Genomic DNA, 12,755 nt, shown 5'->3' with positions numbered 1-12,755 from the left:
TGGCCACGTTGATTCGTAGTTGGCCAGTGACGTCAGCAGCGCGGTGCGACCTGCGGCTTCCCCATCTGGACATCGGATTCCGGGGCAGCGAGTGGCCAGCTGCCGTGCAACGCCGTGGCCAGGTACGAATCAACGGAACGCCGTGATCTGGGGCATTCCGTGAGCGCGTGGCCACCTACGACGCTCGGCCTGCAGAACGACACGGCGTCCGGCGACATCAGCCGCGACCTCGCCGACACCCTCCAGCGCGCGCTGATCGCGGAGCCGGGCACTCCGGTGCAGGCCCGCCGCGCCCCGGCCGACAGTCCGCGCCTGCAGGATCTGCTCAACCCCGAAGGCGCGTTCGAGCCCGTTGTGCACACCGGCTTCGAGTTCTGGGTCCCGGAGGCGGAGAACGCGACGCCGAAGGCGACCGCCTCCATGGAGCGCGCCAACGCCGCCGCCATCCCGACCGTGAAGCTCCAGGGCGTAAACGCCGCGTACTGGTGCGAGGCGCCGGACAAGAACCACCTGCGCTGGGTCATGCCGTACCCCGAGGAGCAGCTTCTGGACGCTCGCGCGACTGCACGCGGCGGGCCGCGGGTCCAGCCTCGGGCAGCGAGTCACCCGGTGGCCATCAACTGATGTGCAGCCCGGTCCGTTCGGAAAGTCGGCTAGTGAGGCGTGTCGGGGACAGGTGACCCCCGTCGCAACTCCCTGTTGTGGCAAGCAAATCCATGTCCGAATAGCCGAGATCGGTTTTGCGAACCGCGGATAAGCCTCGGGGCCTGTGCTCGGCGCCCGGTGGGCCGCGTCCGGTGGGAGTGATGTTGATCAGCGCGTGGGTGCGCGCCTGCCCCCACTGCAAGCCTGACACCCACCTCCGCATCCCTGACTGACCTGTCGACGCCTGCAAGTGGTGCGCGCGGGAGAGGGCCCTGGTGGTCCTTGCGGAGGCGCTGGGGGCGGGGTTGTGCCCATGCCGGGGCGCGGTCACTGGGTGGACTCGTCGAATGCGGTCTTGATGCCGTCGGCCACACTCTGGACCTCATCGGCGCTCATCGAAGGCGTAGCGGGGTCACGACGGCGTGGCGGGTGGTGCCCGCGAGGACTTCCACGGTGGCGAGGCCAGAAGGAATCTTGGTGTAGGCCTCACTGGTGTCTGTGCTGCCCTTTTCTGCTGGACCGGCCGCAACCAGGACCTGTGCAATCTGCGCAGCGAGCGGCGCCGACAACGTCTGCGTGAGTGAGGTACGTCCGTTCGGAAGACGTACCGCGAGCGCGCGGGGCCGGGTCAGCGGCCCTGTGTAGCCGATCACGTCGGCATCGACAGTCTCAGCATGCCGGATCTTCTGCCATGCCCCGGTGCGGCCGGCCCGGTAGGAAGAGGTGGCACGTTTGGCGACGATGCCTTCGACGCCGTGCTTGTTGTGGAGAGTGTTGTACCAGGTGAGTGCCGTGTCGCGGTCGGTGGTGGCGGAGACGGCCTGGATGGGGGTGGTCGCGGGCAGGCCTGCCAGGAGGCTGAGGAGAGCGGCGCGGCGCTCGCTGTACGGGCGCGGCCGGACATCGCCTGATGGCAGTTGCAGGGCGTCGAAGGCGATGTAGTGCGCGGGGCATTGGGTGGCCAGGCGGTGGGCGCGGGTGGGGGAGGAGGCGGCTCGGGCCTGTGCGGCCTCGAAGCTGATCCGGCCGTCCTCGGTGGTGATGACGGCCTCGCCGTCGAGGACGGTTCCGGCCGGGAGGTGGTGGCCGGCGAGGGCGAGGTCGCCCCATGCGGCGGTGACGTCGCGTCCGGAGCGGGCCTGCAGCCGGACCCCGTCGTCGGTCCGCCACATGATCATTCTGTGGCCGTCCAGTTTCATCTCGTAGTTCCAGTCCGTTCCGGTGGGGAGTTCCGGCACGGACTGGGCGAGGGCGACGGAGACGGGCCAGTCCACCCGTCCAGCCTGCGGCGGCCGTGGCCGCGGCGCCCGTCGGTGTCGTCGGGAAGCGTTCCGTGGCGGGGGCTCATAGGCTGGTTGTAGGTTCTCAGGCTCCGTGTCATACGGCGGCGCCGTGACCTGCAGTTCTGTCTGGCGTCTCACGCTGTGTCATCCGTCGGTTGTCTCAGCTTCCGTGTCATTTCCTCAGCTCTCGTGTTCGATGCGAGCCGCTGACCCGCGACGTGACATCGGCGTGAGACTGCGCCCGAGAAAATGACACGGGATTTGAGACCCCACACGATGGCAGCGGACAAGTTTGTCCTTCGACAGCGAAGTTAGTCGTGTGCAGCGTGCTGATCTGGGCGGACTGCGTTGGATGTCAGGCTGAGACCGGCGTACGGCATGATGAACCGGTGGACTTCGAGTCGTACCGGGGCGAGCTTCTCGCGTTCTGTTACCGGATGCTGGGATCGTTCCACGAGGCCGAGGATGTGGTTCAGGAGACGCTGTTGCGTGCCTGGAAGGCCCGGGATCGGTATGACCCGACGCGCGCGTCGGTGCGGACCTGGTTGTACCGGATCGCAACGAATGCGTGCCTGACCGTGCTGGAGGGGCGCGGCCGGCGCCCGCTGCCGTCCGGGTTGGGTGCGCCGAGCGACGATCCTGAGGCTCCGGTGGTACCTGCGCTCGATGTCCCCTGGCTGGAGCCCTTTCCTGATGCGCGGTTGGACGTCCAGGCGCGGGCCGATCTGCGCCTGGCGTGGGTGGCTGCGGTGCAGGTGCTTCCGGCCCGGCAACGCGCCGTCCTGGTGCTGCGAGAGGTGCTGGGGTTCACCGCGGCCGAGGTCGCCGAGCAGCTGGGGACCACGGTGGCGGCGGTCAACAGCGCGCTGCAGCGCGCCCGTGCCGCCCTGGCGGGCGCGGGCGGTGTCGATGCGGTGCGTGAGCCGGACGATCCCGGGGTGCGGGCTGTGGTGCAGCGGTATGTGCGGGCGTTCGAGGCCGCCGACGTGCCCGCGCTGGTGCAGTTGCTGGCCGAGGACGTGGTTCTGGAGATGCCGCCGGTTCCGCTGTGGTTCCGGGGCAGCAGCGACTACGGCCTGTTCATGGAACGCGTATTCCGGATGCGCGGCACCGGTTGGGCCGTGCGGGAGCTCACGGCGAACGGGCAGCCGGCGCTGGCGGCGTACGCGCCGGAGACCGGCGGAGGGCACAGGCTGCACACCCTCCAGGTGCTCACCGTCACCGGCGGCCTGGTGGCGCACAACGTCGTCTTCGCCGATCCCGGTGTCTTCGACGTCTTCGAGCTGCCACGGCACATTCCTGCGGGGGATTTCGCGCCGGAGCGATGAGTCGGGCGGGGGCCGCCGGTATGTACCGGTGAGCACTCGACCTGAGCGAGAGGAACATCGCTGTGAGCATCATCGTAATCGGATTCGTCACCTTGGACGGGATCATGTCCGACCCCACCGGTACGGAGGGGACGCCGCTGGGCGGCTGGGCGCTGCGGCACGGCCGTGAAGCCATCGACGGAGATAAATTCCGGCTCGGCCGCACGCTGGACGACGGCGTGCTGCTGTTCGGGCGCACGACCTGGCAGATCTTCTCCCGCCTGTGGCCCGGACGTGAAGGCCCGTTCGCCGCGCGCATGAACGCCGCCCCGAAACTGGTCGCCTCCCGCACGCTGAGCGGCACGGACACCGCGGCGTGGGCAAACTCGCGGATTTTGGAGGGCGACGTCATCGATGCCGTCAAGCACGAACCGCGCGATGTGGTCGTCATCGGCAGCCTCAGCATCGTGCACCGGCTCATGGCCGGGGACCTGGTCGACGAGTACCGGCTTCTGACGTTTCCCACCGTCCTCGGCACCGGCGACCGGCTCTTTTCGGCGGGCTGCCCGCACGCGGCGCTGGAGTGCCTGTCGGCGGAACAGGTCGGCCCCGCCGTCCTCACCCGCCACCGCAGGGCCGCCGCATGACCGCCCGCCTCATCGTCTTGTTCGCGACGCCGGCTGACCCCGCAGCATTCGACCGCCACTACCGCGACGTCCACCTTCCGCTCGCACGCCAGCTCCCAGGGCTGCGCCGCTACACGCTCGGCCGCGACGCGGTCCCCGTCCGCGGCGGCGAACCGTACTACCTGGTCGCCGAATTGGAATGGGACACGATGGAGGAACTACGTGCAGCCTTCGCGTCCCCCGAAGGGCGCACCACCGCAGCCGATACGGCCCACCTCCAAGAACTCACCCCAATCCGCAGCATGATCTACAAGGTCGATGAGCCCTTGCTGTAGACGCGCGAACGCGCAACTGGGGAACGCGGCTCGCTGGGTCGTCCGCGTCTGCCCCTTCGAAGTCGTCTGCTTGCCCGAGCGTCGCAAAACGACCGGCGACCTCGGGCGAGAGACAGCAGGGGGGGCGGACCGCCATGGCCCTACCGAAACCGTGCCCTCGAACCTGGCCGGCGCGCAGTCCAGCAGCGGACGCCGCCGACGCTCGCGTGCGGCGTCCACGCACGACACCTCGACGTACGGCACGGCCGCCGTCCGCCCCAGCCCGTAGGCCATACAACAACCCCAGCGAGCTCACCCCGCCCACCTGCGTTCCACAGTTGAGCGGGCTTCGCGGGGGTGCGGCGGGGTATCGGTGCAGGTCAGGCGGCTGGGCCTAGCGTGAAAGGTCAGAATCGCCTAGTGGCACGACTGGCGTACCCTGACGGCCTTGGCCTGGATGGATGCGCGTATCGTCTAGGGGTTACCGGGACTGGCAGTCAGCCGCGGTCACGGAGGCTGGCTTCTTCGAGGTCGAGTTCGTGCTGGATCCGGCGCCGGGTGACGTTGCTGATCTTGTTCGCTTCGTAGAGGCGCTGGAGCTCGGCCGCCTCGATGGAGATGAGTGTCCGGCGTATCTCGCGGTAGGCGTCGGCAGGACGGGCGTCCGGGTCGCTGTAGTGGGCGTCTTCAGCCTGGTGGATGCGCGCTTCCAGATGACGACGGGCCTGCTTCAAGGCGGCCTCGGCGGCGGCACCCAGATCAGCGAGCTGATCCAGATCGCCAAGCTGTTTCAGCTCTTCGAGAGCGGCGGTTGCAATGTGTCGGCGGGTCCGGGCCTCCTCGCGGGCGGTGCGCTCCGGTTCCAGAGCGATGCCGGAGCGGCGGACGACGGGGACCAAGGTGAAACCCTGGAAGATCAGAGTGAGCGCGATGGTCCCGGTGGTGAGCGTGAGAATGAGCGCCCGGTGCGGCAGCGGCGCCCCTGTGTGGGTGACCAGGGGGATGGAGAGCGCGGCTGCCAGCGGCATGACGCCTCGGGTGCCCGCCCAGGACAGGACAGCCGGGACGCGCCAGGAGAGGCGGTTGTCGACCTCCCTGTGCCGGTGGTGGATCAAGGCGGACAGCGGGAAGATCCACAGCAGGCGAATCGCCAGCAGAGTGAAGGCGATCACCGGCACCCACAGCGGCCAGCCGTGCTCGTCGCGCGCGAGATGACGGACGGCCGAGGGGAGCTCGAGGCCGATCAGGGCGAAGACGACGCTCTCCAGAAGGAAGGTCACGGTGTCGTAGACGGCGTGGACCTGGAGCCGGACGGGGGCGTTGCTGAGCTTGTGGCCGGTGCTGCCGAGGACGACCCCGGACACGATGACGGCCGTCACGCCGGAGGTGTGCGATTGCTCCGCGATGACGTAAGAGGCGTACGGCGTGACCAATGCGATGACGGTCTCCAGCATGGGGTCCTCGGTCCGTCTGCGGATCAGGGCCACCACTGCGGCGACCGCCGCGCCGATGAGACCTCCTCCGCCTGCCAGGATCAGGAACTGCTCAACGGTCCCGGGCACACTGATGGCACTGCCGGACACCGCGGTGGCCACGGCGACCTTGTACAGGACCAGTGAGGTGGCATCGTTGAACAGGCTTTCCGCCTGCACCATGGCCTGCACGCGCGGTGGGAGAGACAGGCGCCGGCCAAGCGCGGTCACGGCCACGGGGTCGGTGCTGGCCAGGACAGAGCCGAGGATGAACGCGGTTGCGGCCGTGAGCGGGGTGATCGCGTGGGCCACGTACCCGACGGCGATGGCCGAGGCGAGGACCAGGCCGAAGACCAGGCCGGTCACAGGCCGCCACACGGTGCGCAGGTCGCGGACGGAGATTTCCCCGGCCGCGGCGTAGAGCAGCGGTGGCAGCACCAGCACGTTGATCACGTGAGGCGGCAGGCGCACCTCTGGAACCCAGGGCATCAGCCCCACGACCAGACCGGCAACTACGAGGAGCGAGGGGGCGGGCAAGCTCCAGCGTCGGGCACCGGTCGCCACGGCGGTGGCCAGAACCACGAGCAGCAGGATGACGGTCAGGCCGGTCATGGAGTGTCCCGGGTGGGTTACGGCTTGTTACCCCCCTCTGACCAGGTGCTTTATCAACGTAACCGACCTCGGGCGGTGATGCAGCTGACACGGAGCCGCGACCATCCAGGGCGCGGCAGTCGTTGCGGCGGCGCACCTGCCCATGGGGCAGGCCCTGCCGGCGGTGAGCGCTCCGGGCTCGCACATGCGATCGACGATCGCCTCGCGGTCGGGGTGACTGGCGAACTGGTGGAGAGGCGGTATTCCGGAAGCGTGCTATCTATCCGGTGCCCGTCAACTTGTCAGCCGGGGTCAACTGTTCAGCGAACCCAGGAATTCCAGCAGCGTCGCATTGACCTGGTCGGAGTGCCCCTCGGCGATGCAGTGGCCGCAGCCGGGCAGGATGTGTGCCGGTCCGATGCCCGGGTGAAGCGTGGGCAGGGCGGGGATCAGTTGGTCCATCCCCGGGAACCCGTAGACCAGGTCACGGTGACGTAGCGGCCGGGCATCCGGTACTGCGCGCCCTCCCACGGGGCGGTCAGCTGCCAGTTGCGGTACCAGTTGAGAGCGCTGGTGAACCCAGCTTCGGTGAACTCGGTCGCGAGCGTGTCGATGTCGGCTTCGGCGAGCCAGGAGGGAAGTTCCTCAGGGTCCTCAAAGAGGTCCAGGAATCCGTTGCCCGGTGGGACGAACGGCTCGACCGGCGGGTCGCTGTGCGGATTGTCGCCGGAGAGCCCGTACATCACGCGGCGGAAGGTGCGGTGCGGGTCCTTCGCGAGCTCGGCGTCCGCGACGCCGGGTGCCTTAAAGTAATTCCAGAGAACTGACCGCCGAAGCGCTCGCGCATCGCCTGCAGCGGAGGAACCGGCCCACGCTGCGGCGGCGGGACACCGAAGCCCACAACCCCCGGACGACGTCAGGCCGCATCAGCGCGGTGGACCAGGCGACCCGGCATTGCGGGTGCTGGTAAGGCATCCGTGTTGGCCGAGGCCTTGATCGCTGGATGTGTGGCTGCCTGCGACTCTCGCCCGGGGTTTTCATCTGCACGGGCCCACGGGCGGCATCACGGTCTGTCGTGCTGCTGTGCCTGGCCTTCCTCGCCGCGGCCAGTGCTCTGACGCTCCTGCGCCTGCTGCCGATGAGCGGTCGCGATAAAGGCATTGAGATCCTTGCGCTGCGGCACCTGCTGCTCGTTCTGCAGTGCCAGGTCGGCCGGCCTGTGTTCGCCGGCACCGACCGCGCGGTCCTTGCCGGCCTGTTCCACCGCTTCCCGGCAGCGAGACTGCGGCGCCTCCTGCTGCTGGTACGCCCCGGACACCATCCTGCGGTGGCACCGCGACCTGCTCAACCGTCGCCACGCTGCGACCTGTGTGCCGAAACGACGCGGACGCCCGCCCACCGTCCGCTCGGTCCGCGTCCTGGTCCTATGCCTTGGGCGAGAGAATTCCTCCTGGGGCTACCGCAGGGTCCACGGCGAGCTTGCAGCGTTCGGCATCAAGACCGCCGCCTCCACCGTCGGGGAGATCCTCCGCGAGCACGGCATCCCGCCCGCGCCCGAACGGCAGAGCGCCACCTGGGCCGACTTCTTTCGCGGCCAGGCCGAGGCCCTGCTCGCCTGCGACCTCTTCGAAGTCCGCACTGACCGGGGCACGCTTACGTCTGCGCCGTCATCGGGCACGCCACCCGCAGGGTGCGGATCTTGGGCGCCGGCGCGCACCCGACCGAGGACTGGATCGCGCAGCTCGGGCGGATTCTCCTCATGGACCTCCAGGACGCCGGCAGCGGGGCCGGGTTCCTGATCCGCGACCGTGACTCCAAGTTCACCGCCGCCTTCGACGCCCTGATGTCCGACGCCGCACTGAAGGTCGTCACCACCGGCATCCGGATACCGCGGATGAACTCCCTCATCGAGCGCTGGATACAAACCTGCCGGCGCGAGCTCCTGGACAGAACCCTGATCTGGAACCAGAGCCACCTCCTCCACGCGCTCCGCGAGTTCGAGGACCTCTACAACGGGCATCGCCCACACCGAACGCTCAAACAGGCCGCTCCGTTCAACCCGCTACCCGAACCGTTTCATGTGCCGGCACAGGTCCGGCACCTGGATATCCACCGACGAGACCGACTCAGCGGAACCCTGCACGAGTACCAACATGCGGCCTGACCAAGTCGGATGACTATTCGGCACCTGCACAGTTCTGTAGATCTGCCAGCAGGCCCTCGATGTCAGCGCGTTCGGGTAAGGATTCTTCGATGGTGTGAGGGAGCGCGGCCTCCCAGAGTGACCGGGCGGCCACGAAGTCGCCTGCGGCAGCGTGCGCGCGTCCCAGGACCACGCGCAGACGCGTGACCGTTAGACCGTGGCCCGCGGCCACGCGGCGGGCCAGCCCGGTAGCACCGAATTCGATTGCGTGCTGGATTCGGTTTGCGGCGAGGTACGTCTCGACGATCGCCGTTTCTGCGAGATCCTCCGGTGCGAAGCCGGGTGTACCCAGGTCCAGCAGATCCTGCAGCGGCTCGATCCAGTTCAGTGCCTCGGCCACACGCCCGGCGCGAACGCAGAGGAGAGCCAGGGCGGAGAGAGCGTCGTAGAGGTTGTTCTGGCTGCCGACCACCTCGGCGGCGGCCCTGCCTTCGGACAGCAGTTCTTCCGCCGGGACCAATTGGCCCATGGCCAGATGCGTCATGCCTGCTACGCGCTTGGCGACCGCGGCTGTCTGCGGGTTGCCGTTCCCGGCGGCGAGGGCCAGGGCTTCCTGGGCGTGCCGCTGGGAGGCCGTGTAGTTGCCCTGTATCCGGAAGATCTCGGCGAGATTGGCATGATGCACGGCGCGACTCGGAGCGTAATCCGTGTGGAAAGTCAGGGCTGTGGAGGCGTGATGGAGGGCTTCTACGATGCGGCCGGATCTGGTGCAAACCTCAGCAGAGTCGTTCCAGGCGGCCGCGAGTCCCCGGGCGAAGCCAATCCGATCGAACTGGATCTTCGCGGAGTTGAACTCTTCCAGTGCCGCGTCCAGGTCTCCTATGTCCATTGCGATGAAGCCGAAACACATGTGGCACATTCCCCGCCCGAGCGGATGGTCGCGTGCCTCGGCTGCACGTAGTCCAGCTTGGCTGGCGGCGAGCGCGCCCCCGGCCGAGCGGTGGGCATCGAAGTTTGCGCGCAGCGCGTGGGCCAGGTGCCAGGCGAAGGGGGCGGGCCCATACTCCGAGACGTGGATGGCCGCTGTGATGAGATTCGCGTGTTCGGCGGCGAGCCACGCCTGGGCGTCGTGCGGGCCGGAGAATGTCTGCGGAGAACCGGTCAGCGGGAACTCGTCGGGGAACAGGACCCAGCCGTTCGGCATGATGATCCTGTTGGCGGCATCCAAACTGAGCAGGTACCAGGACAGCAGCCGATGCAGTGCGGGCTCGCGCGTTTCCTGCGGCTCGGTGTCCGCCAGTTGCTTTGCGTACAGCGCCAGCAGGTCGTGGCTGCGGTAGCGTCCCAGAATCGGCTCGGACAGCAAGTGCGCCGCCAACAGCTCGTCGAGCTCCAACACCGGCGCCGACAACTCGCGGCCGAGCAGGACGGCTGCCGCCTCGCGGCTCGCTTCCGGGCCCGGGATCACTCCCAGGAGGCGGAACAGGCGTTGTGCCTCCACCGAAAGAGAACGGTAGGAGAGATCGAAGGCCGCCGCGACCGCGCTCTCCGGGTCACCGACCACCTGCAGCCGTGCCAGCAGATCCGTACCACCCAGTTCGGCAACCGTGCCTGCCAAACTCTGCGCGGGGCGGGCCGCCAGGTTGGCGGCGGCGATACGGAGAGCCAGCGGCAGATGGGCACAAAGCTCGGCCAGCTCTTCGGCGCCCCCCAGCTCCGCGTCCACGCGGTCCCGGCCCAGCTGGACCGCCAGCAGCTCGAGGGACTCCGCAGCCGGGAGGATGTCCAGCGAGATCCGAGCCGCGCCCTCGCGGACAACCAGACCTGTCAGGGTGTCACGGCTCGTCACCAGGGCGTGGCAGTCGTGGCCGCTGGGCAACAGTGGGCGAACGTGCGCCACGTCCAGCACGTTGTCCAGAACTACGAGCACCCGCCGGTTGGCCAGCACCGACCGATACAGGCCCATCTGCAGGTTCAGGTCCAGGGGGATCCGCTCACCCGGCACCCCCAGGGACTGCAGCAGCACCGACAATGCCTCGGAGGCGGTGAGCGCGGGATCGGTGGCGTGTCCGCGTAGGTCGAGATACAGCTGGCCGTCCGGATAGTGGCCGACTAACTGGTGCGCCCAATGCACGGCGAGCGCAGTCTTGCCGACGCCGGCCGTGCCGGTGATCACGGTGGCGGGCGCGTCCCGGCGTATCCCGGAGAGTGCCACGAGGGCGTCGGTGCGACCGGTGAACCCACTGATATCTGGGGGGAGTTGACGGGGCGTCCAGTCCTCGGCGAGCGGAAGCAAGCGGCTTGTTGCCAGCGGTCCGGCTGCAGCAAGGTGGCTGTCACGGGCTCTTGCAGAACGCCACGCCCGCTCCCACTGCGCTGCCTGTACAGCGTTGGCGCCGCAGGCACGCACCAGGGACCGGACCAGTTCCAGTGAAGGAAGGCGCCGCCGCTGCGGATTCAATGCGTCGGACAGTGTGCTAGTGGCCACGCCTGTCCTGCGGTACAGCACTTCGAGCGATGGGTCGCCGGCCCAGAACTTGATCGAGCGCAGGCCGCGGACGAAGTCCGCCACGTCCATGTCGTCCTGGGGCAAGGGGAAGGCATCTACCGGCTTTGGACTCGCCACCTGCGCCCCTCGGCTTCCACGGTGTCGTGTGCGAACGTGCCCATCAGTGTAGGGGCAGCCCTCCTTCAGCCCCTCCGTGCCCGTCCGGGTTCGTCCGGGTTCCGCCGAGCGGCTGGCCGGTGGAAGCGTTGAACGTGTGTGATCGCGGTACGGCGATTCAGCAATGCGCACACGGCACACCGTTGAAGAACGCCCACGTTGGCGGCCATCGCCGTTCCTGACGCCGAAAGGCTCTGGACCACCCCAGGAGAAAGGCGAGGAACCCGATGAGAGTCCGCACACGAGAATCAGCCATGGTGGTCGCCGCCTTGATGGGGCTCGACTGGTGGATCCAACAGGAGCTCAACTCCTGGTGCCTGTTGTTCGTCATGCCGACCGTGCTCTTGGAGGACCAGCAGGACGCTTTCGCCGCACGTTGCTGCATCGAGGCCATGGTGCTCATGGTGGCCACGGGGCACAGCCTGTGAAGCTCGCGGACAGATATCCCAGTCTGCTGCGTCCCGCCGTATGGTACGGACCTCCCAGGAGCGCGTCCCCACGTTTGAACTCCGGAGGGGGCCGGCACGGTGAGCGCATTCGACCTCGTCACTGACGGTGCGCCAGGCGAACCACCCCAGTTCGAATCCACCGAACCCGGGGCGGTTCACGCTGCGGAGGCGGAGGCGGAGGCGGAAGCGGAAGCAGGAGCGGCAGCGAGGAGCGCGGCGGCGCCAACCCCGAGGGACGACGCAGCACGTCGTAGGGGAGGAGCGGCCAGGGTCATTAGGCGTTGCTCCACCCGGTTGTGCTGGAATACGAGTCCAGCAGGTCCACCACGAAGACCAGGGTCGAGCCCGCCGGGATCAACGGCGAGTGCGACTGATTGCCGTAGCCGAGACGCGGGGGAACGATGATCTCGCGCCGACCGCCGACCTTCATCCCCCTCACCCCCCGGTCCCAGCCCTTGATGACCTTGCCGCTGCCCAGGGCGAACTTGAACGGCTGGCCCCGGTCCCAGGAGGCATCGAACTCCTTCCCGGACTCGAAGGTCACCCCGACATAGTGGACCCTTACCACCATGCCCGGCTTCACCTCAGCCCCGTCCCCGACGACCAGGTCCCGGATGGTCAGCTCGGTAGGAGCGTCACCCTCCGGAACGTCGACCTCGGGCTTCGTCAGTTCACTCATTGCAACCTCATCACTCTCCGTCGGAAGCCGTCGCACGGACCAGCCGGACACATGGACACTCCACTCCATGCAGCAGATGGTCACGCTACCGAGAATGCCGGCCCCCGGAGCACACCAGATCCAGCGGCCACACGTGATGATCTTTCGCACAGCCGATGAACGCGACCGCCACGTACAGGTCACGCAGTAATCGCCAGAACGAGACGAGGTGCAGATGACTGTCGGCACATTGCGAGACAGGGCCCTCCACCTTGATTGTGGACACCTCGACACTGGATCTTGAGTCCAGGGAGAGGAGTCCCGGGTGGGGACCTACAAGTACTCGGCGGAGTTTCGGGCCGACGCGGTGGCGTTGGCTCGTTCGTCGGGCCGGCCTGTCTCGCGCGTGGCCGCCGAGCTGGGTGTGAATCACGAGACGCTGCGGCAGTGGATCAAGGTGGCGGACGAGGCCGCGTGGCCCGAGGCAGTTGCGGAGTCGGCGAAGGACGCGGAGATCGCGGCCTTGCGCAAGCAGGTGTCTACTGACTTCGGCTCGTTAGGGTGATCTTCTTCGAAGTCCCTGATGGGCCTGGAGTGTTGTC

At 68.0% G+C, this 12,755-nt stretch carries 11 protein-coding genes and 2 pseudogenes; 7 read left to right on the top strand and 6 right to left on the bottom strand.

Annotation, left to right across the window (positions count from 1 at the left end; all coding sequences use genetic code 11):
* Positions 1–180: 180 nt before the first annotated feature.
* A pseudogene (locus OG747_RS48010) lies at positions 181–595 on the top strand (DUF5926 family protein); the annotation flags it as partial.
* Between the two features lie 442 nt (positions 596–1,037).
* On the opposite strand, the gene OG747_RS48005 reads toward OG747_RS48010, so the two are convergent.
* The gene (locus tag OG747_RS48005; protein ID WP_331744737.1) at positions 1,038–1,919 is read right to left on the bottom strand and encodes a DNA ligase; all 882 of its coding nucleotides are present in this window, start codon (positions 1,917–1,919) and stop codon (positions 1,038–1,040) included.
* A 341-nt stretch (positions 1,920–2,260) separates the two neighbouring features.
* Between OG747_RS48005 and OG747_RS48000 the strand changes: the two genes are divergently transcribed.
* The 3 genes from OG747_RS48000 to OG747_RS47990 all read left to right on the top strand — a co-directional run bounded on the left by OG747_RS48000 (position 2,261) and on the right by OG747_RS47990 (position 4,196).
* Positions 2,261–3,256 (top strand): sigma-70 family RNA polymerase sigma factor, encoded by a 996-nt coding sequence (locus OG747_RS48000; RefSeq protein WP_331745063.1) that lies wholly within the window; start codon positions 2,261–2,263, stop codon positions 3,254–3,256.
* Between the two features lie 62 nt (positions 3,257–3,318).
* Positions 3,319–3,882 (top strand): dihydrofolate reductase family protein, encoded by a 564-nt coding sequence (locus tag OG747_RS47995; RefSeq protein ID WP_331744739.1) that lies wholly within the window; start codon positions 3,319–3,321, stop codon positions 3,880–3,882.
* Positions 3,879–4,196: an EthD family reductase gene (locus OG747_RS47990; RefSeq protein WP_331744742.1), complete on the top strand. Its 318-nt coding sequence runs from the start codon at positions 3,879–3,881 to the stop codon at positions 4,194–4,196. Before OG747_RS47995 ends, OG747_RS47990 begins: the two co-directional genes overlap by 4 nt.
* Positions 4,197–4,672: 476 nt before the next feature.
* Here OG747_RS47990 and OG747_RS47985 read toward each other — a convergent pair whose 3' ends face one another.
* The 3 genes from OG747_RS47985 to OG747_RS47975 all read right to left on the bottom strand — a co-directional run bounded on the left by OG747_RS47985 (position 4,673) and on the right by OG747_RS47975 (position 6,984).
* On the bottom strand, positions 4,673–6,259 hold the full coding sequence (locus OG747_RS47985) for a Na+/H+ antiporter (RefSeq protein ID WP_331744744.1): 1,587 nt from the start codon (positions 6,257–6,259) through the stop codon (positions 4,673–4,675).
* A 291-nt stretch (positions 6,260–6,550) separates the two neighbouring features.
* Positions 6,551–6,700 (bottom strand): alpha/beta hydrolase, encoded by a 150-nt coding sequence (locus OG747_RS47980; protein ID WP_331744746.1) that lies wholly within the window; start codon positions 6,698–6,700, stop codon positions 6,551–6,553.
* A complete protein-coding gene (locus tag OG747_RS47975) occupies positions 6,688–6,984 on the bottom strand; it encodes a hypothetical protein (protein WP_144316293.1) in 297 nt (98 codons plus the stop codon). Before OG747_RS47975 ends, OG747_RS47980 begins: the two co-directional genes overlap by 13 nt.
* Before the next feature lie 329 nt (positions 6,985–7,313).
* Here OG747_RS47975 and OG747_RS47970 point away from each other — a divergent pair.
* Positions 7,314–8,402, top strand: a pseudogene (locus OG747_RS47970) (integrase core domain-containing protein).
* A 13-nt stretch (positions 8,403–8,415) separates the two neighbouring features.
* On the opposite strand, the gene OG747_RS47965 reads toward OG747_RS47970, so the two are convergent.
* A complete protein-coding gene (locus OG747_RS47965) occupies positions 8,416–10,959 on the bottom strand; it encodes an NB-ARC domain-containing protein (protein WP_405886200.1) in 2,544 nt (847 codons plus the stop codon).
* A gap of 314 nt (positions 10,960–11,273) precedes the next feature.
* Here OG747_RS47965 and OG747_RS47960 point away from each other — a divergent pair, with 314 nt between their 5' ends.
* Entirely contained in the window at positions 11,274–11,474 is a 201-nt protein-coding gene (locus OG747_RS47960; RefSeq protein ID WP_168488592.1) for a hypothetical protein, read from the top strand.
* Between the two features lie 295 nt (positions 11,475–11,769).
* Here the strand turns inward: OG747_RS47960 and OG747_RS47955 are convergent, their stop codons facing one another.
* Positions 11,770–12,174, bottom strand: a complete 405-nt coding sequence (locus OG747_RS47955; RefSeq protein ID WP_054229571.1) for an FKBP-type peptidyl-prolyl cis-trans isomerase — start codon at positions 12,172–12,174, stop codon at positions 11,770–11,772.
* Positions 12,175–12,478: 304 nt separating this feature from the next.
* On the opposite strand from OG747_RS47955, the gene OG747_RS47950 reads away from it, so the two are divergent.
* Positions 12,479–12,718, top strand: a complete 240-nt coding sequence (locus tag OG747_RS47950) for a transposase (protein WP_331744768.1) — start codon at positions 12,479–12,481, stop codon at positions 12,716–12,718.
* Positions 12,719–12,755: the final 37 nt, after the last annotated feature.

Origin of the sequence: Streptomyces sp. NBC_01384, from assembly GCF_045040035.1 — a bacterium.
In the GTDB taxonomy this organism is placed as follows: domain Bacteria; phylum Actinomycetota; class Actinomycetes; order Streptomycetales; family Streptomycetaceae; genus Streptomyces.
The sequence above is the reverse complement of the archived record's forward strand: the minus strand, read 5'-3'. Positions and strand labels throughout refer to the sequence as shown.

What these genes read in the sequence shown, in the direction of transcription:
- OG747_RS47965 (WP_405886200.1), bottom strand. Translation starts at nt 10,959, where the DNA reads ATGGACGTGGCGGACTTCGTCCGCGGCCTGCGCTCGATCAAGTTCTGG.
- OG747_RS47955 (WP_054229571.1), bottom strand. Translation starts at nt 12,174, where the DNA reads ATGAGTGAACTGACGAAGCCCGAGGTCGACGTTCCGGAGGGTGACGCT.
- OG747_RS47960 (WP_168488592.1), top strand. Translation starts at nt 11,274, where the DNA reads ATGAGAGTCCGCACACGAGAATCAGCCATGGTGGTCGCCGCCTTGATG.
- OG747_RS47985 (WP_331744744.1), bottom strand. Translation starts at nt 6,259, where the DNA reads ATGACCGGCCTGACCGTCATCCTGCTGCTCGTGGTTCTGGCCACCGCC.
- OG747_RS47980 (WP_331744746.1), bottom strand. Translation starts at nt 6,700, where the DNA reads ATGGACCAACTGATCCCCGCCCTGCCCACGCTTCACCCGGGCATCGGA.
- OG747_RS47990 (WP_331744742.1), top strand. Translation starts at nt 3,879, where the DNA reads ATGACCGCCCGCCTCATCGTCTTGTTCGCGACGCCGGCTGACCCCGCA.